The following is an 18,391-nucleotide window of genomic DNA, read 5'->3' on the forward strand; positions in this document are numbered from 1 at the left end:
GGGGCCGGCGGCATTGGAGTAGCCGTCCGGCAGGGGGAGGGACGGTGCGCCGGGAGGGGGGACGGACGGTGCGCCGGGAGGGGGACGGACGGCGCGCCGGCAGGGGGACGGACGGCGCGCCGGGAGGGGGTGCACGAGGCGCGCACCCCCTCCCGGCGACCGGCGGCCGGCGGCCGGCAGCCGGATCAGCCGCGGGCCACGGCGATCGCGCCGGCGAGCCGCTCGCCGGCCTCGTAGACCATGTACGGCACGCCGTTGTCGCTGCCGAAGGACGGGGCGGCGGCCCTGCCGTTCTCCGGGGCTGCCGCGAGGGAGTTGTAGAACACGCCGAGGTGGTTGGCGCGGGTGAAGTCGTTGCCGACCTCGGTGATGAGGATGTTCCCGCCGTTCTCGATGTTGGAGTTGTAGACGACGTACGTCGTGTTGTTGCGGTACAGGAGGTGCGGGCCGCCGATGTTGACCGCCCCGACCTCCTCGTGCCTGACCAACGGCTGCTGTGCGAAGGACCAGTTACGGCCGTCCGCCGACCAACCCCAGCCGATGTCACGGTGATTGCTGGTGTTGTTGGTCATGAAGACCATGACGTAGCGGGCGCCCCGCGAGGGGAGGTCGTGCCGGAAGACGCGTGCGTAGGATGTCTCGGTGGTCCCGGCGGGCAGCATGGCCGTGCTCAACACGCCTTTGTCGTAAGTAAAGTTGATGCCGTCCTTCGAGCGGGCGAGGCGGGTGGTGGTGTTCTCGCCGTGGTAGTAGAGCCAGAGTTCCTTGACGTCCTCGTTCCACATGACGTGCGGGGAGGAGACGTGGCTGACGTTGTGGTGCGGGCTCCAGTTGTTCTTTACGATCGGGTTGGCCGTGTACTCGGTGAACGGGCCCTCCAGCGAGTTCCCGTAGGCCAGGCAGATGCCGCCCGGGGCGTCGTGCGGTGCGTAGTAGAGGTAGTACCTGCCGAGCGGCGATGCGATGCGGCCCGCCACGCCCCGGATGCACGGGAAGATGATCTCGCCGGTCGGGTTGTACTTGAGCTGCGAGGGCTTCAGCAGCGTCTTCACGTACTTGTACTGCGGGAATCCGGCGGGCACGGCGGCCGGTCCCGCGGGCACCGGTGCGGCCGGTCCCGCGGGTACGGCGGCCGGTGCGGGGCCCGCGGTGAGGCCTCCCACGGTGAGGGCGCCCCCTGCTGCCGCGGCACCGAGGAGGAACTTGCGGCGGTCGATCTGCGACATGGCGGTACTCCTAGAGGTAGCTGGCGGCGGTGACGCACAGGCCCGCGAGGGCCACGGCCCAGACGTACGGCAGGGTGCGGATCATGACCTGCTGCGGACTGACACCCGCGTACTGGGCGCTCCACACGGTCTGCGTGCTGGTGGGGTCGGCGACGCCGAAGACCTGGTTGTACGAGGTGGCGAGGCCGAGCACCGCCACCGCGGGGTAGATGCCCGCGGCGATCAGCACACCGGCTATTCCGGCGCCCAGGCCGAAGACGTTGAGCGGGCCCCGGTAGAGGCAGAGGGGCACCAGGAGGGTGAAGACCAGGACGAAGAGCACCGGGTTCTGCGGGCTGACCGCCTTCACCAGGGGCTCCAGCGCGGAGACCGCGCCCGGCAGCTTCACGGCGGCGAGCAGCATGCCGATGGCGACGAACAGGGCGATCGGCGGGGCCGCGACCTCGAATCCGCCGTAGAGGGTACGCAGCAGCCGCTTGGCCCACTCGCCTGGGCGGGTGGTGGTGACGAGCGCGTACAGCACGCCCGCCAACAGCGAGGGAATGATGGGCAGTTCGAACCCGAGCGCCAGGGCCAGCGGGACCACGGGCGTGAGCAGCGCGAACCAGGGTGCGTCGCCGAGGCGCCTGCGGTGCGAGGGGCGGGCGGCGGGGGCCCGCACCGACCAGGCGTGCTCGACACCGCGCCGCCGGGACTCGACGACGACGAAGAGGACCGCGGCCGCCAGCGCGAACGGGAACAGCTTGAACATGAAGCCGCGGACCACCGGGATCGGCAGTTCCAGCGCGGTCGAGAAGAACTGCCAGATCGGCAGCTCGAACGGCATCCCGGCGGCGATGCCCATCAGGATCGTGCCGCCCGCGGTGACCTTGGGGATACCGACGGCGATCATCGCCGGGATACCGATGATGCCGGCGAGCATGGCGGCGGGCGCGGAACCGGTGACGGTTCCCACCAGGGTGGAGACGGCCAGCACACCGAGCGCGACGACCACCGGGCGGTCGCCGCCGAATTCCACGATCTTGCGGACGAGGGTGCCCGCGATGCCGGTCTCGTCCAGGAGCTTGCCGAGCCAGGAACCGAGAATGATCGCGATCATCGTCGCGGCGAGGGCGGGCGCCCCTTCCTGGAGGACGGTGTCCAGGACGCTGTTCTCGCCGCTGAGGGACGCGCCTGCGGCCACGGCGATGGCCACGGCGAGCAGGACCAGGGCGAAGGCGGTGGGGACCTTACGGGTCAGCATCGCGAGGACGCCGAGAGCCATGATGAGCAGGATGACGACACCCATGGCGTCAGTTCTCTCTTCCGGGGGATGCCGCGGCGAGGGCGGGGGATGTCGCGGCGGGCGCGGCGGGCGAGGGGGCTGCCGCGGCGAGGGTGGGGGATGCCTTCGCGACGGCGGGGGATGCCGCAGCGGGCACCAGGGACACCTCGGCGAGGGCTTCGGTGAGAAGCAGGGGGCTGCGGCCGAGACCGCAGACCTTGCGGGCGTACGCGTGGGCGGCGATCTCTTCCGCGCCCGCCACGTGGCCGTAGAGGCGACGGCGGCCCACGCGCAGCACCACGTGGTGCAGCGCGCGCCGCAACCCGGCCCTGCCAGGACCGTGGTGGAGCTGCTCGTGCACCGCCTCGTGGGCCAACGCGGCGGCGCGCACGGAGCCTTGGGGGAACCAGTCCCGCCAGCCGTTCGCGTCGATCAGGGCCTCGGCCCTGGCGAGGGTGTCGGTGAACAGCTCCACGGTGGGCCTGGGCCGTGAGGTGTAACGGGCGAGCAGCCCGAGCGGCAGGCCCCCGTCGCTCTCCACCACGCGCGCCCGGCATGGAACCTCGCCCAGCGACTCGCCGAACTCCGTCGCGGCGGCGGCCCACCGACGCAGCAGGGCGTGCTCACGCCCCTCGTGGGTGGGCGTGCGGGCCAGGAGACGGGCGCCGAACTCCACCGCGTCCAGGGACTCAAGGTCCGCGGCGCTCATCCGCGTGCCTCCACGACCGCCACGACGGGTTCGTCCGCGCCGCGGGTGCGCAGTTCACCGGCGGCCAGGGCGAGCAGCGGCTGCGGCTCCAGGACCCCGGAGAGGTCGGCGATCCTCGATCCGACGAGCAGTCTGAGTGCGGGGGCGCGCACCCCGCCGTCGCCGTACGACGTTCCCTCCCGCACCAGACGGGCCAGGAGTTCGGGCGCTCGGGCGACCGTGGTCGTCTCGACCCGGGCATCGGGGGCGTGCAGCCGTACGACGCCGTCCGCGTCCACCACCCGCACCGGGCGGCGCACCCCGCGCAGCCGTCGGCGTACCTCGGCGCCGTAGACGGTGTGCGCGGAAGTGCCCGCCAGGACCCGCACGTCGGAGGGGTCCGCCTTGAGGCTGGCGGCGGCGGCCCGCAGTCGTTCGGCGTCGTCCGCGCGGTGCGCCCGGTCCTGGGCGCGCAGCTCGGTCGCGCCGGTGGCGACGGCGCGGACCGTGGAGGTCTGCGGGTCGACGGTCACCTCGACCTCGACGCCGTCGGGCGCGGCACCCTGGGCGATGACGGCGCGCTCGGCCTCCGCGCGCACCGCGAGGATCTGTTCCTCGCCCGCGCCCGGGACGATCCGTTCGATCTGCTCGCGGACCAGGGCCAGTGCCACACCGATCGGGCTGATGACCTCGCTGTGCCGGGCGATCCGGCCCTCGAAGCCGGTACCTGCCGCGAGGTGCGGAGTGACGGCCGCGGCGCCGCCGCCCCCGCCGACGAGCACCAGGGTGTCCTCGTCGAGCCGGTAGTCCGAGATCATCGTCTCCACGGTCCTGCGCACCTGCGCGCAGCCCGCGTCGAGCACCTGGGTGGCCGCTGCGGCGACGTCCGTGCCGAGCGCCCGCGCGAGGGGTGCCAGCGCGGTGCGCGCCGCCTCCGGGTCGCAGCGGGCGAAGTCGCCCTCGGCCACCCGGCCGAGGGCGTTGGCCGCGCACGTCATGGTGAGGGCGAACCGGCCGCCGGCCGCGTCGATCACCGCGAAGTCCTCGGGGTCGCCGGCCATCGGACGCACCGTGGCGAGCCTGGCGTCCCGCAGTTCGTCCAGGGAGGCGAAACAGGCGTACGGCAGTCCCGCGATGTGCGCGCTGCGCGGACCGACGGCGGTGACCCGGCCGCCCGCCACGCGGACCATGGACCCGCCGCCGACCCCGACGGTACGCACGTCGAGCGCCGAGAGGTAGGAGCCCTTCCCCAGGATGGTCGCGTGCCTGACGGCGACCTTGCCACGGCGTACCACGCTGATGTCGGTGGAGGTGCCGCCGGTCTCCAGGAAGACGCCCTCGCTGACGCGTTCCTGCATCAGCGCGCCCGCGACACCCGCGGCCGGCCCGGACAGTACGGTCAGCAGTGGCCGCCTGCGCATCTCGTCCAGCGACATCACGCCGCCGTCGCACCGCATCACCATCAGCGGCGAGGTGACGCCCGCCTTGGTGATGGAGGAGTCCACCAGGTCCGCGGTGGCGAGCATGCGGGGCAGGATCGCGGCGTTCACCACGGCGGTCCGGGTGCGCTTGTGCAGACCGTAGAGCGAGGTGATCTCGTGCGCCGCGGTCATCGGCAGCCCGTGCGGGCGGGCCGCCTCCAGCACGGCCAGTTCGCCGTCGGGGAGGTCCACCGCGAACGGTTCGCTCGCGACCAGCACCTGGGCGCCCTGCTCGACGACCTGGGCCACGGCCTGCCGTACGGCGGCGAGGTCGTCGGGGTCGGCCACATGGGCGTAGGCCAGCGGAAGGCGTTTGCCCGGGGTCAGTTCGAGCTTGGCGAGCGAGGCGAGCCTGCGGGTCAGCACCGCGCCCGGCCCCTTGCCGATGCCGAGCAGCCCCACGGTGGCGACGTCGCCCTCCAGCAGGGCGTTGGTAGCCTGGGTCGTGCCGTGGGCGAGGAAGGCCACGTCGTCTGGGGCGCAACCGGTCTGCCGTAGCAGCCGGTCGAGGGCCTCGACGATGCCGTGGGCGACTCCGCCCTCGTGATGGTGGCTGGTGGGAACCTTCACTTGCCCCAGCAGAGCGAGTGTCGTGGCGTCTACGGCCACGGCGTCGGTGAAGGTTCCGCCCACGTCGATGCCGACGCGGATGCGGTGGGTGGTCATGGTTGGGCACCTCCTCGTGCGAGTGGGTCGATCTGCGCGGGCGGGCCGGGGGGACAGGTGGAGCTGTCCCCCCGGCGTTCTCCCGCGGTCGGTTCTGCGGGCGGGCGTCGGCGCCGGGTCAGTAACCCCGTACGTCCGGCCAGTGGCGCTGCACCCCGGCGCGCTCCAGCAGGGTCGCGAACTGGGCGAACCGCTTGTCCTCCGCCTGGACCCGGTGCGGCTCGACGCCTTCGTCGAGGCAGTGGGCGGCCAGTGCGCCGGCGACCTCGCCGACGTTCCACTCCACCGGGTGGAGCCGGTAGCAGCCGTTGGTGATGTGGGTGGTGCCGATGTTCTTGCAGGCGGGGAGCAGGTTGCGGACCCGGCGCGGCACGAGTGCGCCGAGCGGGATCTCGAACGGCACCGAGCCGATGTCGATGTAGTTGTCGCCGCCGGTGGACGGGTGCAGGTCGATCCGGTAGCCGCCGACGCCCACCGAGTCGCGGTAGCGGGTACCGCCGCGCGGTCCGACGATGTCGATGGCCACGTCGTGCTCGGTGATGGTGGTGACCGCCTTGATGCGGCGGGACTCCCGCACGTACGCGGCCTTGGCGAGGCCGTCGGCGGTGCCGGTCACGTCGGGGCGGATGCGCAGCCCGGGGAAGCCCTTGCCGCCGTCCTCGCGGGGCGCCTCGGTCTGGAGCCAGTACAGCAGGGACAGCGACAACTGCCGTGCCTCGTGCAAGGCTTCGGCCTCCTGGCCGATGTACGGCTTGAGCCAGTAGTCGTTCAGCGGCCAGTTGACGAGGGTGATGTCCGAGTCGAAGGCGCCCGGTCGGTGCATCTTGCGGGCCAGGATGCGGCGGAACCCCCACAGCTCCTTGTCGCCCGCGTCGGCGCTCTGGTCGGCCGACACGTCGAGGGGGTCGAGCTCCGGGTTGGGGACCAGGGTGCGGGCCACCGGTTCGAGCGAACGCGGGTCCGGCGCCTGGAAGCCGAGCAACGGGCCCGGCCAGAAGTCGGGACGGTAGGAGCGCCAGAAGTCGTAGTCCGCGGGGCGCTCGACGGTGTGGTCCTCACCCTCGTGGTACGAGAGCGCGAAGCACACGGTGATGCCCTGCTGGTTGGCCGGGTCGGCCTCCTCCGGTGCGTGCGGCTCGTCGAACTCCGCGCGGGACTCCGTGCCCAACGCATGTTCCACACCGGCGAGTTCGAGGAGTTCACCGGTCTCGGTCGCGTCGATGACGTAACGGGCCCCCAGCGTGCGCCCGTCGTCGAAGGTGACGCTCCTGACGTAGTCGCCCTCGGTGGCGGCCGCGGTCGGGCGGATCCCGGTGAGCAGCGTCAGCAGCCCGGCCGACCGGTAGGGCGCGAGCATGCCCTCCAGTACGGCGAGTGCGGCGCGGGGCTCCGCACACAGCTTGCTGACGCGTCCCGCCCCCGGGTTGAGCCGGTCCAGCGCGAGGGCCTCCGAGCGCATCGGGTACCACTGCCGGTAGTGCGTACGAATGCCCTCACGCAGGGTCCGGTACGCGGCGGTCGTACCGAACTGCTCGACCCAGGGGTGCTCGTCGGGCGGCACGGCCTGGGAGGTGAGCTGACCGCCGATCCAGTCGCTCTCCTCGGTGAGCAGGACCGTACGGCCGGCCCGGCAGGCGGCGAGTGCGGCGGCCACGCCGCCCAGGCTCCCGCCCACGATGAGGATGTCGGCTTCGGGTATCACAAGACTCCTTGCGCTGTGCGCTGGACGGGCCCGGAGGTGGTACCGGGCCGGAAGGTGCAGGCCACCAGGGGCTCGGGGGCAGGATCGCCCTCGACGAGTGAGGCCAGCAGACGTACTGCTGCGGCGCCCAACTCGGGCCTGGGGATGTTGAATCCGGTGGGGGGCGGGTCATCGGCGAGATCCGACGGGGGGCTGCCGAGCAGTGCCAGCGACACCTCGTCCGGCACGGCGAGGGCGGCGCCGCGCACTGCCGCGACGAGTTCGCGCCAGGCGCTTGCGGTGTCGGTCTCCTCCGCCACGAAGGCGGTGACACCGTTGTCGTGCCAGGCGCGCACCCGGGCGGGGGTCAGCTCGCGGTCCGGCGCCGCCAGCCGTACGACCTCGCCGGTGAGGCCCGAGGCCGCAAGCCCCTCCCGGAATCCGCGTTCGCGGTCGGTGGAGGCGGGCGCCTCGTCGTCCTCCCGGACCAGCATGATCCGCCGGTGTCCCAGCCCGGCCAGGTGTGCGACCACGTCACGGGTGGCGCTGACGTAGTCCGCACCCACCCAGGCGAGGCCCTCCAGTTCGTCCCGGCGCCCGAGGTGTACGGCTGGGAACCCCTCGTCGACGAAGCGGCTCAGCTGGTCGGTGGGAATGTGCCGGCCGAGGAAGAGACAGCCGTCCGCCAGCCGTACCCGGCCCAGCGCCTCGGGCCCGCCGGCCCCGGCGCCGCCGGGACTGGAACCGGTGAACAGCACCAGGTCGTACCCGCGGGAGGCCGCCTCCTGCTCGACCCCCACGAGGAACGGGTAGTAGGAGTGCTGCACCTCGGTCGGGAAGGTCGCCGTGAAACTGAAGACGCCCAGCAGGTTGTTGCGCGCGGCGGCGAGGCGGCTGGCGGCCGGGTCGGGGACGTAGCCGAGCTCACGCGCCGCGTCCATGACCTTGCGACGGGTCTCGTCCGAGATCGCGACACTCGCCTTCTTCGCCAGGACGAGGGACACGGTCGCCTGCGAAACGCCTGCCAGCCTGGCCACTTCGGCCTGCCGCGGCCTGGCCGCACGGCCACGACGCGCCACGGGCCGGCCCCGCCGGGGCGTCGCTTCGGGGTGTTCCACCGTTGACTCCTTCTGCGTTAATGCGCATTAGTAATGCGCATTAGTCCGCTACTTTGGAGCTGCGGGGCGCACCGGTCAAGGGTTCGCGCAGAACTTTCCTCCCGCGAACTGAACCGTGCGGGCGGGTACTTGGGGTGGCACCCGCAGCGCGTACGGGACCGGCCCCCTCGCTCCCGCCGGTGGGACCGGGCGGGAGCGAGGGGGCCGGGAGGGGGTGAGCCGGAGCCGCAGCACCGGCGGCCGGCTGGGGTCAGGCCTTGCCGAGCCGGACCGGGAGCGCGCGCAGGCCGCCGACGATGAAGCCGCCGGCCGGTTCCAACGCGTCCTCAGAGGCGGCGAGTTGGAGGTCGGGGAACCGGGTGAAGAGGGCCGGGAGGGCGATCCGGGCCTCCATGCGGGCCAGCGGGGCACCGATGCAGTGGTGGACGCCGTGCCCGAAGCTCAGATGCTCGGGGCTCGGGCGCCGTACGTCGAAGACGGCCGCCGTGTCACCGTGCTGCTGCGGATCGCGCCCTGCGCCCGCGAACGACGCCAGGATCGCCTCGCCCTTGCGGATGGTGGGCCCGCCGGAGATCTCGATGTCCTCCACGGCGTACCGCAGCGGGAGGTTGGCCACGCTGGGCGCCCAGCGCAGGGTCTCCTCGATGACGTCGTTCCAGGGCACCTCGCCGGAGAGCGCCGACGCCAGGGCCTCGGGATGCGTGAGCAGGGCGTGCACGGCGTTGCCGATGAGGTTGACGGTGGTCTCGTGGCCCGCGACCAGGACCAGCAGGAGCGTGTCGATCAGCTCCTGCTCGCTCATCCGCTGCCCGTCCTCGTCCCGCGCGGAGACCAGGATGCTGGTCAGGTCCTCCGCGGGCTCCCGGCGCTTGAGCGCGGCGAGATCGCGCAGCAGCCCCTGGATGGCGACGAAGGTGGCACCGGCCTCCGCCGGGTCGACGGAGGTCATGATGATCTCCGACATCCGGGCCAGCTCGCTGCGGGTGTCGCCACCGTCGGGGATGCCGAACAGCTCACATATGACCTGCATCGGCAGGGGATGCGAGAAGGCCTCCCGCAGATCGACCGTGGCACCGTCGGCGCTCGCGGCCAGCCGGTCGAGGAGGTCCGCGGTGATGCGCTCGACGGACGGCTGCATCGCGTCGGTGCGACGCGCCGTGAAGGCCGGGGCCATCAGTTTGCGCAGCCGTCGGTGGTCGCTTCCGTACGCCGTGAACATGTTGTTCACACCGACCCAGGTTGCAAGCCAGGTCTCCCGGTACTCGCCGCGCTGCCAGGCGGGCCAGTGCTGACGGGCGTCCTTGGAGACGCGCGGGTCGGTCAGGAGGTCCTTCAGCAGGCCGTGCCGGGTGATCGCCCAGGCCTCGGGGCCGTCCGGGAGCCGGACCAGGGTGGCGGCCCCTAGCTCGCGGAGGCGGGCTGCCTCGGCGTGGACGTCTGATCCGGCCGGGTCGATGGCGATGGGCTGCTGTCCCACGGTGTGGCTCCTGCCTGGTTGGGGGTGATGGGGGTGAAACGGGCCGGAAGGGCGGCGAGGGCCCGCTGGAAACCACCGGGCCGCCACTCCACCCGCTGTGCGGGGACGGCGAGTTCGATGTCGGAGAGCCACGCGGTGAGCCGCTCGATCGCCGTGGTGGCGATCACCAGCGCGTGCCGTTGCACCGGGCACGCGTGGGGGCCCGACGACCAGGAGAGGTGGGCGCCGCCCCCGGAACGGCCCGCTTCGAGCTGGACCGCCCCCGCCTGGGTGTTCGCCGCCGCGTAGGACACCAGGACCAACTGCCCCGACCTGACCCAGGTGCCGTGGAAGAACACGTCGCGGCGGGGGTAGTGCGCGGAGTAGTTGGACATCGGCGGGTCGTTCCACAGCACTTCCTCGATGGCGTCCCGCGCCGTGAGCGCGCCGCCGGAGAGGGTGCTGTAGTAGCGGTCGTCGGAGAGCATCCGGGACAGCGCGTTGCCGATGAGGTTGCCGAGCGGCTCGTTGCCCGCCGCCATCGTGAGCACGATCTGCGCGATGACCTCCTCGTCGGACAGGCCGTTGGGATGGTCCATGAACCACGAGGTCACGTCGGGGCCGCGCTGCGCCTTCTTGGTGGCGACCATCTCCATGATGTAGGCCTCGAACGCGGCGTTCGCGCTGTTGGCCTCTTCCGGGGACGCCCCGTCCATCAACCCGCCGACGGCGGCGATGAGTTGGGGGCCGTACGAGTCGGGCATGCCGAAGAGGTCGTTGAACATCAGCATCGGCAGCAGCTGCGCGTACTGCGCGACCAGGTCGACCTTGCCGGTGGCGCCGAAGCCCCGGATGAGGGTGTCCGCCGCGTGCCGCACGCGGGCGCGCAGCTCGTGCGGCTCGACGAGCCGGAAGCTGTCGGTGATCACCTGCCGGTAACGCCGGTGCACCTCACCGTCGTTGAAGAGCGCGTTGGGGCGCCAGCCCAGCATCGGGACGACCGCGGAGTCGGGGGGCACCGTCTCCATCCAGGCGCGCGAGTCCTTGGACCAGGTGGTGTCGTCGTTCAGCAGCTCCAGGGCGGCGCGGTAGTCGGTGACCAGCATCGCGGTCACGCCGGGGGCGACCTCCACCGGTGCGAGGGCCCCGTACCGGCGCAGGTGCGCGTAGTAGCGGTGCGGGTCGGCGGCGAACTCCGGGTCGTAGAGCCTGACGAGCGTGTCGAGCCCGGCGCCGTCGAGCGGATGGCCGCCGGGGCCGGCGGCGCTCCTGTCCTGCTGTGCCTGCGGCAGGGCGTACGGGTCGGCCCCGCCGTGCGAGCCGGCGACGGCGAACGGTTCGGCCGTGACGGCCGTGTGCGCCGTGGTGAACGGTTCGGCCCCGCCAGGGGATGCGGCCGCGGCGAACGGTTCGGCCCCGCCGGGAGTGTGCGCGTGTGCGGGGCAGCCCGGCGGCGGTGCGGCCCCCGGCGGGTGGGGGGAGGCCCCTGGCGGATGCAGGGAGGCCCCTTGCGGGTGCGGGGAGGTCAAGGATTCTCCTGGGGCGTGTGGGCCAGTACGTGACCGACGAGCGCGATGAGCGCGTCGACGGACTGGTTCTGGTCGCGGGCGTCGCACATCACGAGCGGCGTCTCGGGGTGCAGGTCGAGGGCCTCGCGGAGCTTCTCGGCGTCGTAGTGCGGGGCGTCGGGGAAGGTGTTGACGGCCACGGCGTAGCGCAGCCCCGCCTCTTCGACGATGTCCATCACCTCGAAGGAGTCCGCGAGGCGACGGGTGTCGGCGAGGACCAGGGCGCCGAGAGCGCCGCGGGCGATGTCCTGCCACAGCGGCCGGAACCGCTTCTGTCCCGGGGTGCCGAACAGGTACAGCACCAGGTCGCCCGGGAGCGTGAGCCGCCCGAAGTCGATGGCGACGGTGGTGGTGGTCTTGTTCCGGACCCCGGCGAGGTCGTCCACGACGGCGCCGGACTGCGTCATGACCTCCTCGGTGTGCAGCGGCGGCGTCTCGGAGAGGGTCCGGATGAGCGTGGTCTTGCCGACCCCGAACGGGCCCGCCACGAGCAGCTTGACCAGGGTCTGGTCGGCGCTCGACAGATACATGCCGGCGGTGTCGGTCCGGGGAAGGACGGAGTGGTCAGGACTTGAGAGAGCGGAGTCCATCGAGAACCCTCTCCAGGATCTGCCGGTCGAATCGCTCGGCTTCGGGTATGGGGACACGGGCGTGCAGCCGCCCGGCATCGACGAGGTCGGCCACCAGGACCTTCGCCACACTGACTGGCAGCCCCAGGTGGGCCGCCACCTCGGCCAGAGACAACGCCCCGGGCTGGAGGAGTTCCAGGACCCGGTGCTCCTGAGGGCGTACCTCACTGGTGACCGGCATCCTCGAACTGCTCAGCAGCGAGAGCCGGTCCAACGTGTTGCGGCTGGGCGTGGCACGGCCGCCGGTCGCCAGATATGCCGGTACGAGACGCCTGTTGCTCTGGCGCGGGGTCATGCGGGGCTGCCGAGGTCCCGGGCCGGGCTGTTCATGACCTTGGCGCCGAGGGTGCTCACCTGGACCTGCATGTGGTGGGCGACGACCCCCATGTTGACCTCCGGTGCCGCGAACACGGCGAGGTAGGTGTTGCGCCCCGCGGGGATGGCGAAGACCCAGCCCTCCTCGGACTCGATGACGGTCTGGCGCAAGGTCGCGTCCTCCTGCTCGGCGAAGGCCGCGGTCACCGCCCGGCCGGCGCCCTGGAGCGCGGACATCATCGCGGCCACGCCCTCGGCCGCCTCACGTCCGAGGCCGGGGGAGGCCCCCTCGACGAAGCCGTCGCCGGAGATCACGGCGGCGTGGGTGACGTGCGGCAGCTCCAGGAGCGGGGCCAGCACCCAGGACTTGTCCTCGGTGACACGGCGGCGTACGGGGCTGTTCATGAGAGTGCGTTCCCTTCGGGGTGACGAGGGGGCCGGGGGCCACCGGGAGGCTGGGCAGCCGGCCCGGCCCCGGGCCGGCCCGCGGCCCGGCCGGACTCTGTGCCCTGCTGGAGGGCGGCCCAGCGCGAGGCGTTCTCCTCCGGGGTACGTGAGGGGGCGGGTTCGGCGCGCGGAAGGCTCTGCTCGACCTCCGAGGCGGGCCTGCGGCGCCGCCTGCGGGGGAGCTCACCCTCGGCGTCGGGGGACACGGCGGATCCGCTGGGGACGCCGGCTGATCCTGTCGGGGCGGCGGACTGGGCCGGGGCGGCGGATTGTGCCGGGGCGGCGGTGGCTCCTGCCGGGGGCGGGGCGGTCGCGGTTCCGGCCGCACCGCTCGGCGCGACCTGCGCCGTGCGCGACGGCAGTGGCGTGTGCGGCCGGTCGGGGGCGCCGGAGTGGTGGGGCAGCGGGGTCATCACGGACATGGGCTGCCGGCTCTCGTCGAGTACGGTCAGGAGAGGGTCACCCGGGATGTACACGACGGCGCGCACGCCGCCGTAGGGCGAGGGTTCGACGTGCACGCCGAAGCCGTACTGCCGCACCAGCCGGCCCGCGGCGGCGAAGCCGGACCGGGGCGGGTCGCCGAGCTGGGTGAACAGCAACTCGTCGTCGCCGGACAACAGCTCCTTGGCACGCTGGAGTTCGTCCGCGTGCATGCCGACGCCGTAGTCGTCGATGATGACCGACGCGCCGCGGTTGCCCTGCTGCAGGGTGACGGCGACGGGCAGCCCGTGGTGCGAGTGGTGCAGCGCGTTGGCCAGCAGCTCGGTCACGGTCACGGCGACCGGCTCGACGGCTCGGGCGACCACGGCGACCGGGTCGCGCAGCTGGTTGCTGACCTGTACCCGCTCGTAGCCGCGCAGCCGGGAGGAGGCCCCGACGACGAGTTCCGCGAGGTAGGAGTCCTCCCGGGTCAGTCCGGGCCACGCGCCGCAGACCACACCGGTCGCCTGGATGCGCCGCAGCGCCTGCTCGTTGAGGAAGTCGGCGGTCAGCAGGTCCTGGGCGATGCCCGGGTCGTCGTAACGGTGCTGCATGTCCTGGAGCGCCGTCTGGAGCTGGTAGAGCAGCGCCTGGATGGTGGTGGTCGCGCCGCGCAGCGTGGACTGGGCCGCCGCGTCGACGCGCTCGCGCTCCTTGGTGACCGCGGCGCCGGTCTGCTCCAGCACGGCGCTGAGCGCGAGGTCGGTCCCGGTGCCTGCGAACCGGGGGTCGAGCAGGCCGCGCACGGGTACGTGCGGGTGGGCGAGCGCCTGGGCGAAGTCGGGGAGCCGGGCGCCCGCGAGATGCTGGATCTCCGCCTCGACGGCGCGCAGCCGCGCCGACAGTTCGGTGTTGGCCTGCAGGGACGCGCTGTGCCGCGCCTCGGAAGTGGCGTGCTGTGCCTCGGACTTCGTCAGGCGGTGGCGAAGGTCGGCGCCTTGCATCCGGGCGCGGAACAGGGCCGCCGCCAGAACCACGGCGGCGGCCGTACCTGCGCTGAGGCACCACAACAGCGCCTCGGGTATGGATGTCATCGAGTTCCTCGGGTGGGGGACGATTTCTGGTCGGCACTTACCGGGGGTTCGGTCGGCACTTACCGCGGCGGAGCCGATCTTCGTGCGATGCTACCCGCGAGTTGACGGACCGTAAGCTTGTTCGGCGTGAGGGTACTGAGAAGTACGGAAGGTGCGATTCCGTCCGTGATGCCCGGTCGGTGACGCGATGGCCCGCACGGCAACGCGACGCCGTGGATGCGGAATTGGGCCTGTCGGCATTCCTGCTGCGAAATCGGACGGAGGCAACGCACCTTGTGCGCAACGAAGTTGCACCGTCCGGACGTCCCGCGCGAGAAGCCCGACAGCTCGACGGCCCAAACAGCAGGACGGCTCGACAGCCCGACAGCCCGACAGCCCGACCGGCGACCGGGCGGAGCCGGTGCCGGGGAACGCCGGGGGGCCTCAGGCGGCCGGGGTGGCGGCGGTTCGGCCGGTGTCCTGGCCCTCGGTGGCGGTGAGCCGGGTGGCGAGTGAGGCGAGTCCCCTGGCCAGGGCGCGGCGCTCGCCCGCCGGCATGCTGTCGATGGCGTCGTGCAGCATGTCCTCGCGCTGTTCGCGGATGCGGTGCAGGTGCCGCTTGCCGGCCGGGCTGAGCCTGAGGGTGATCTCCCGGCCGCTGTCGGGGCAGGGGAGGCGTTCGAGGAAGCCGACGGCCTGGAGGCGGTCGCACATCCGGCTGACGTTGGGTGCCGAGGAGGCCATCAGCTGGCAGACGACGCGCATCCGGATGCCGTCCTGGCGGTCGACGACGTACATGAGGCGCAGTTGCGAGGTCGACACGGGGGCGGTGGCCTGGGCAGTGGCGTCCTTGGCGCGTTCCCACATGATGTCGAGGAGTTCGGCGATGCCGCTGGCGGTGGGCGCGGCTTCGTGGCGGGCACTGCTGGAGGCGGCGTCTGGTGCGGGCATGGCTCCCCGTCGGGTGGGTGTGCTGCTGCCTGACGATCGGTCCGGGCAGTGGCTCAGGTGGTGCCGTCAGGTCCGGTGGGGCGGGCCGCTCCTGCCTTCTCCTCACGTAGGGGAGGGTGCGCGGTGCCGAGCTGCGGGTTCGCGGCTGTGGTGGTCATCGCCCTGAAGTGTTCGAGGGTACCGGTGACGGCCAGCAGCCGCTCCAGTCCGGACGGCCGGTCGGCCAGATGGAGACGCACCTGCGCGGCGGTGGTGCGGCGGCCGATCATCAGCAGGACGGACAGCCCCATCGAGTCGACGGTGCCGAGCCCGCCGCAGTGCAGGTGCAGATCCTCCAGGTGCGGCCGGGCGGCCAGCAGGGCGGTGACCTCCTCCAGGAGGAGGTCGGCGGTGTCGTGGTCGAGGTCCCCGGTGATCTCGACGCGGACTCTGTTGTCGGCGTCGACCGTGGTCAGGTGCAGGGCGGGGGGCGGCGTGCTCATGCTGGCTTTCCGAGGGCGGCGGAGGGGGCGGCGGACGAGGTGGGAGCGAGCGATTCGGTGCCGCGCCGAAGGATGCGGGCGGCGCGGGGGAAGTCCTTGAGTTCCCCCGCGAGGAGGTCAAGGGCCGGCGGCAGGGAGTGCGCGGGCACCCCGCGGGCGACGAGGATCCGCGCGGTCCAGGCGAGGAACCGGACGAAGAGGTCTCCGTCGCCGAGGTAGAGCGCGGTGGCGAGGAACTCCACGATGTGCGCGAGATCCTCCGCCGTACGCTCGCGCTGCATGTCGTCGTAGCCGCGCATGGCGGGGAACGCGTCCTGCAGGGCGTGGAACACGGTCCGCAGGGCGTGGAACACGGTCCGCACCAGCGTGTCGCTGCTGCGGGAGACCATCGTGTACTCCTGGTCGGCCAGGTGCGGCAGATCGTCCATCTGCTGGCGGTCGGCCTCAGGGCGCGGCAGCGGCCCCTCGGCGAGCAGGTCGGCAGCGGCTCGGGCATCGGGCGCCCACGCCTGGGCGCCCAGCAGGCGTGCGTACCGGCCGTCGGGCCCGAACGCGGCGCCGCCGACCAGGACCGGCACGCCCACGGCCTGGCACGCGGTGATCGCCGCGTGCGCGGTCGGCAGCCGGGTCGCGATGGAGCTGGACAGGGCGACCGCGTCCGCCCCGGTCCGGTGCAGATGGGCGATGAGGTGCGGTGCGGGGACCTGGGCGCCGAGGTAGTCGACCTGCCAGCCGCGCAGCTTCAGCACCTCCGCGACCAGGCGGGCGGGCAGGGCGTGCCACTCACCGTCCACGCAGGCCACCGTGATCCGGCCGAGGTCCGGGGTCCTGCGGGCGGCGGGATGCCCGGCGAGGGCGGCGACCGCGCGTTCGTTGACGGCGGTGGCGGCGTGCTCCTGGGCGACGCTCATCCGGTTCGCGGCCCATTCCTCCCCCACCTTGCCCTGCACCGGGGCGATCACGTCCAGCAGGACGGTCTCGGGGTCGACGCCGTCGTCGAGGGCGCGCGTGACGACCCCGGTGGCGGAGTACTCGTCCCCGGCGGACACGGCGTCCCACAACTGCTCGGCCGACCGCGCCGGTCGTACGGCGTCCGGCAGACGGGGAGCGGTGGGCGCGCTCATGCGGTGTACCTGCCGCGGGTGTGCCCGTCGACCGCGCTCAGGTGGCGGGTGCGGGGCGCGGAGATGGCGACGACGGCCATGTCGTCGTGGCGGCGGTCGCCGAGCCACTGCGAGGCCAGCATCTGTACGTGTTCCACGATGCCCTCGGACGGCATCCCCGCGCACCCGGCCAGGGCCCGCTTGAGGCGGTCCTCGCCGAACAGCGCGTCACCCATCGGGCCGCCCTTGGCCTCGGTGATCCCGTCGGTGTACAGGATGCAGGACTCTCCCGGCGCGAGGCTGACCGTGGTGGTACGGGCAGGTGCGTCCGGCATGGCGCCGACGAGGGTGCCGCGGGTGTCGGCCTCGTCGACGGTGCCGTCCGCGCGGACGATCAGCGGGCGCGGGTGGCCGGCGCTGGTCAGCCGTACCCGTACCTCGTTGCCCCGGCGGACGGCGGAGGCCAGCACGAGCGTCGCGAAGCGGGTGTGATGGGAGTTCAGCAGCGCGGTGTTCAGCAGGCTGAGCATCCGCTGGTGATCGTTGGCCATGGGCAGCAGCGCGTGCAGGGTGTTGCGGATCTTGCCGGTGAGGACCGCTGCCTCCAGCCCCTTCCCGCACACGTCCCCCAGCATGACCAGCGAGGGCTCACCCTCCACTGCCGAGGGGTGCACGTCGTAGAAGTCCCCGCCGATCCGCTCGTGGTCGGCGGACGGGCGGTAGCTGCCGGCGAAGTCCACGCCCGAGATCTGGCGCAGCGTCGGGGGAAGCAGTTCCCGCATCAGCACCTCGGTGATGGCCGTCTGCTCCGCGTACAGGCGGGCGGCCGACATCGCCGCTCCGGAACGCGCGGCGAACAGCCGGGCGAAGACCTCCTCCTCGTCGGTGAACGCCTCGCTGCCCGCCTTGCGGAGCAGCACCAGCGCACCGGCCGGAACACCGTGGCCGGGCAGCGGGGTGATCACGATCGAGCCGATCGGGCCGAAGCCCTCGGGGATCATCCACGCGGGAGCCTGCGCAGGGTCGATCCACCGGGAGGGCACCGGCGGAAACCCGCGCAGCGCCTCGCCCAGGCCCGGGACGTCGTCCGCCTCCACCGCTTCGTGCGCGGTGGTGGGAGTGCCGCCGCGCAGACAGGTCACCACGGGCAGCCGCCGGCCCCGGGCCGGCGCGATGGCGAGCGCCGCGTCGGCGAGGTTCTCGGCGGCCAGCTGCGCGGTGACGTCCATGCAGCGTCCCAGGTGGAGGGAGGAGAGCAGCGTGCTGGACGCCTTCGTGAGGAACGCGGTCCGCCTGCGCTCCGTGCGGAGCGCCTCCCGGGCGAGCTGGTGGTCCGTGTCGTCGACCAGCCACCAGGCGACCTGGCCGTCCTCGCGCACGCTCGGGTGCGCCTCGTAACGCCGCCCGTCGATCACCCCGGTCAGCGGTACGCCGTCGGCCGGCTCGGGGCGGCCCCCGCGTCGGTGCAGCGCCCGGTGGGCCGTGGCAAGCCAGTCAGGGGTGGCGTCCGCCAGAGGTGTGCCGGGCCTGGCCGCGGGCAGGAGAGCCTGTGCCGCGTCGTTGCGCTGCACGACAAGGCCGTGGGTGTCAGCGACCAGAACGGGATACGGGGCGTGGGCCCACGGGAAGTCCGGCTCCGTGACGGCGACGGTTTGCGCTTGGGTCGAGACCAAATATCGAGGACCCGCTGGGCGAATCCCTCACCTCATCCTCTCGGAGAAAACGTTGCCTGAGGGAAACCATCCCGCACGGGACGTCCTCCTGGCAACCCACCCCCTCCGTCCACCCTGATCTGCACAGACGTGGAGAGCGGGTGCGTACGG

General features: G+C 72.6%; 16 protein-coding genes. All 16 read right to left on the reverse strand.

Annotated features, from left to right (window positions below):
- Positions 1-185: 185 nt before the first annotated feature.
- The 16 genes from ACIQM4_RS31665 to ACIQM4_RS31740 all read right to left on the reverse strand — a co-directional run bounded on the left by ACIQM4_RS31665 (position 186) and on the right by ACIQM4_RS31740 (position 18,139).
- Positions 186-1,226: a twin-arginine translocation signal domain-containing protein gene (locus ACIQM4_RS31665; protein WP_401598596.1), complete on the reverse strand. Its 1,041-nt coding sequence runs from the start codon at positions 1,224-1,226 to the stop codon at positions 186-188.
- 10 nt (positions 1,227-1,236) lie between these two features.
- Positions 1,237-2,514: a transporter gene (locus ACIQM4_RS31670; RefSeq protein ID WP_401598598.1), complete on the reverse strand. Its 1,278-nt coding sequence runs from the start codon at positions 2,512-2,514 to the stop codon at positions 1,237-1,239.
- Positions 2,515-2,518: 4 nt separating this feature from the next.
- Positions 2,519-3,199 carry a hypothetical protein gene (locus tag ACIQM4_RS31675; protein ID WP_401598600.1) on the reverse strand — a complete coding sequence of 227 codons (681 nt, stop codon included), beginning with the start codon at positions 3,197-3,199 and terminating at the stop codon, positions 2,519-2,521.
- Positions 3,196-5,325 carry a hydantoinase/oxoprolinase family protein gene (locus ACIQM4_RS31680; RefSeq protein WP_401598602.1) on the reverse strand — a complete coding sequence of 710 codons (2,130 nt, stop codon included), beginning with the start codon at positions 5,323-5,325 and terminating at the stop codon, positions 3,196-3,198. Before ACIQM4_RS31680 ends, ACIQM4_RS31675 begins: the two co-directional genes overlap by 4 nt.
- Positions 5,326-5,443: 118 nt before the next feature.
- Positions 5,444-7,027: an FAD-dependent oxidoreductase gene (locus ACIQM4_RS31685; protein WP_401598604.1), complete on the reverse strand. Its 1,584-nt coding sequence runs from the start codon at positions 7,025-7,027 to the stop codon at positions 5,444-5,446.
- Positions 7,024-8,124, reverse strand: coding sequence for a LacI family DNA-binding transcriptional regulator (locus ACIQM4_RS31690; RefSeq protein WP_401598606.1), 1,101 nt, complete (start codon positions 8,122-8,124; stop codon positions 7,024-7,026). Before ACIQM4_RS31690 ends, ACIQM4_RS31685 begins: the two co-directional genes overlap by 4 nt.
- A gap of 250 nt (positions 8,125-8,374) precedes the next feature.
- Entirely contained in the window at positions 8,375-9,601 is a 1,227-nt protein-coding gene (locus tag ACIQM4_RS31695) for a cytochrome P450 (RefSeq protein WP_401598607.1), read from the reverse strand.
- A complete protein-coding gene (locus ACIQM4_RS31700) occupies positions 9,526-11,109 on the reverse strand; it encodes a cytochrome P450 (RefSeq protein ID WP_401598609.1) in 1,584 nt (527 codons plus the stop codon). The genes ACIQM4_RS31695 and ACIQM4_RS31700 overlap by 76 nt, the downstream gene beginning before the upstream one ends.
- Positions 11,106-11,678 carry a GTP-binding protein gene (locus ACIQM4_RS31705; RefSeq protein WP_401598611.1) on the reverse strand — a complete coding sequence of 191 codons (573 nt, stop codon included), beginning with the start codon at positions 11,676-11,678 and terminating at the stop codon, positions 11,106-11,108. Before ACIQM4_RS31705 ends, ACIQM4_RS31700 begins: the two co-directional genes overlap by 4 nt.
- A gap of 34 nt (positions 11,679-11,712) precedes the next feature.
- Positions 11,713-12,072 carry a DUF742 domain-containing protein gene (locus ACIQM4_RS31710; RefSeq protein ID WP_401598613.1) on the reverse strand — a complete coding sequence of 120 codons (360 nt, stop codon included), beginning with the start codon at positions 12,070-12,072 and terminating at the stop codon, positions 11,713-11,715.
- Positions 12,069-12,497: a roadblock/LC7 domain-containing protein gene (locus tag ACIQM4_RS31715; protein WP_401598615.1), complete on the reverse strand. Its 429-nt coding sequence runs from the start codon at positions 12,495-12,497 to the stop codon at positions 12,069-12,071. The genes ACIQM4_RS31710 and ACIQM4_RS31715 overlap by 4 nt, the downstream gene beginning before the upstream one ends.
- The gene (locus ACIQM4_RS31720) at positions 12,494-14,053 is read right to left on the reverse strand and encodes an ATP-binding protein (protein WP_401598616.1); all 1,560 of its coding nucleotides are present in this window, start codon (positions 14,051-14,053) and stop codon (positions 12,494-12,496) included. Before ACIQM4_RS31720 ends, ACIQM4_RS31715 begins: the two co-directional genes overlap by 4 nt.
- Before the next feature lie 423 nt (positions 14,054-14,476).
- Positions 14,477-14,983: a MarR family winged helix-turn-helix transcriptional regulator gene (locus tag ACIQM4_RS31725; protein WP_401598617.1), complete on the reverse strand. Its 507-nt coding sequence runs from the start codon at positions 14,981-14,983 to the stop codon at positions 14,477-14,479.
- Positions 14,984-15,036: 53 nt separating this feature from the next.
- Positions 15,037-15,465: an STAS domain-containing protein gene (locus ACIQM4_RS31730; RefSeq protein ID WP_401598618.1), complete on the reverse strand. Its 429-nt coding sequence runs from the start codon at positions 15,463-15,465 to the stop codon at positions 15,037-15,039.
- Positions 15,462-16,589 carry a B12-binding domain-containing protein gene (locus tag ACIQM4_RS31735; RefSeq protein ID WP_401598620.1) on the reverse strand — a complete coding sequence of 376 codons (1,128 nt, stop codon included), beginning with the start codon at positions 16,587-16,589 and terminating at the stop codon, positions 15,462-15,464. Before ACIQM4_RS31735 ends, ACIQM4_RS31730 begins: the two co-directional genes overlap by 4 nt.
- Positions 16,586-18,139, reverse strand: coding sequence for a PP2C family protein-serine/threonine phosphatase (locus ACIQM4_RS31740; RefSeq protein ID WP_401598622.1), 1,554 nt, complete (start codon positions 18,137-18,139; stop codon positions 16,586-16,588). The genes ACIQM4_RS31735 and ACIQM4_RS31740 overlap by 4 nt, the downstream gene beginning before the upstream one ends.
- Positions 18,140-18,391 lie beyond the last annotated feature (252 nt).

Origin of the sequence: Streptomyces sp. NPDC091272 (assembly GCF_044757485.1) — a bacterium.
Lineage (GTDB): Bacteria > Actinomycetota > Actinomycetes > Streptomycetales > Streptomycetaceae > Streptomyces.

Coding starts and splice junctions, on each gene's coding strand:
- ACIQM4_RS31715 (WP_401598615.1), bottom strand. CDS start 12,497: ATGAACAGCCCCGTACGCCGCCGTGTCACCGAGGACAAGTCCTGGGTG.
- ACIQM4_RS31680 (WP_401598602.1), bottom strand. CDS start 5,325: ATGACCACCCACCGCATCCGCGTCGGCATCGACGTGGGCGGAACCTTC.
- ACIQM4_RS31730 (WP_401598618.1), bottom strand. CDS start 15,465: ATGAGCACGCCGCCCCCCGCCCTGCACCTGACCACGGTCGACGCCGAC.
- ACIQM4_RS31710 (WP_401598613.1), bottom strand. CDS start 12,072: ATGACCCCGCGCCAGAGCAACAGGCGTCTCGTACCGGCATATCTGGCG.
- ACIQM4_RS31725 (WP_401598617.1), bottom strand. CDS start 14,983: ATGCCCGCACCAGACGCCGCCTCCAGCAGTGCCCGCCACGAAGCCGCG.
- ACIQM4_RS31720 (WP_401598616.1), bottom strand. CDS start 14,053: ATGACATCCATACCCGAGGCGCTGTTGTGGTGCCTCAGCGCAGGTACG.
- ACIQM4_RS31665 (WP_401598596.1), bottom strand. CDS start 1,226: ATGTCGCAGATCGACCGCCGCAAGTTCCTCCTCGGTGCCGCGGCAGCA.
- ACIQM4_RS31705 (WP_401598611.1), bottom strand. CDS start 11,678: ATGTATCTGTCGAGCGCCGACCAGACCCTGGTCAAGCTGCTCGTGGCG.
- ACIQM4_RS31735 (WP_401598620.1), bottom strand. CDS start 16,589: ATGAGCGCGCCCACCGCTCCCCGTCTGCCGGACGCCGTACGACCGGCG.
- ACIQM4_RS31670 (WP_401598598.1), bottom strand. CDS start 2,514: ATGGGTGTCGTCATCCTGCTCATCATGGCTCTCGGCGTCCTCGCGATG.
- ACIQM4_RS31675 (WP_401598600.1), bottom strand. CDS start 3,199: ATGAGCGCCGCGGACCTTGAGTCCCTGGACGCGGTGGAGTTCGGCGCC.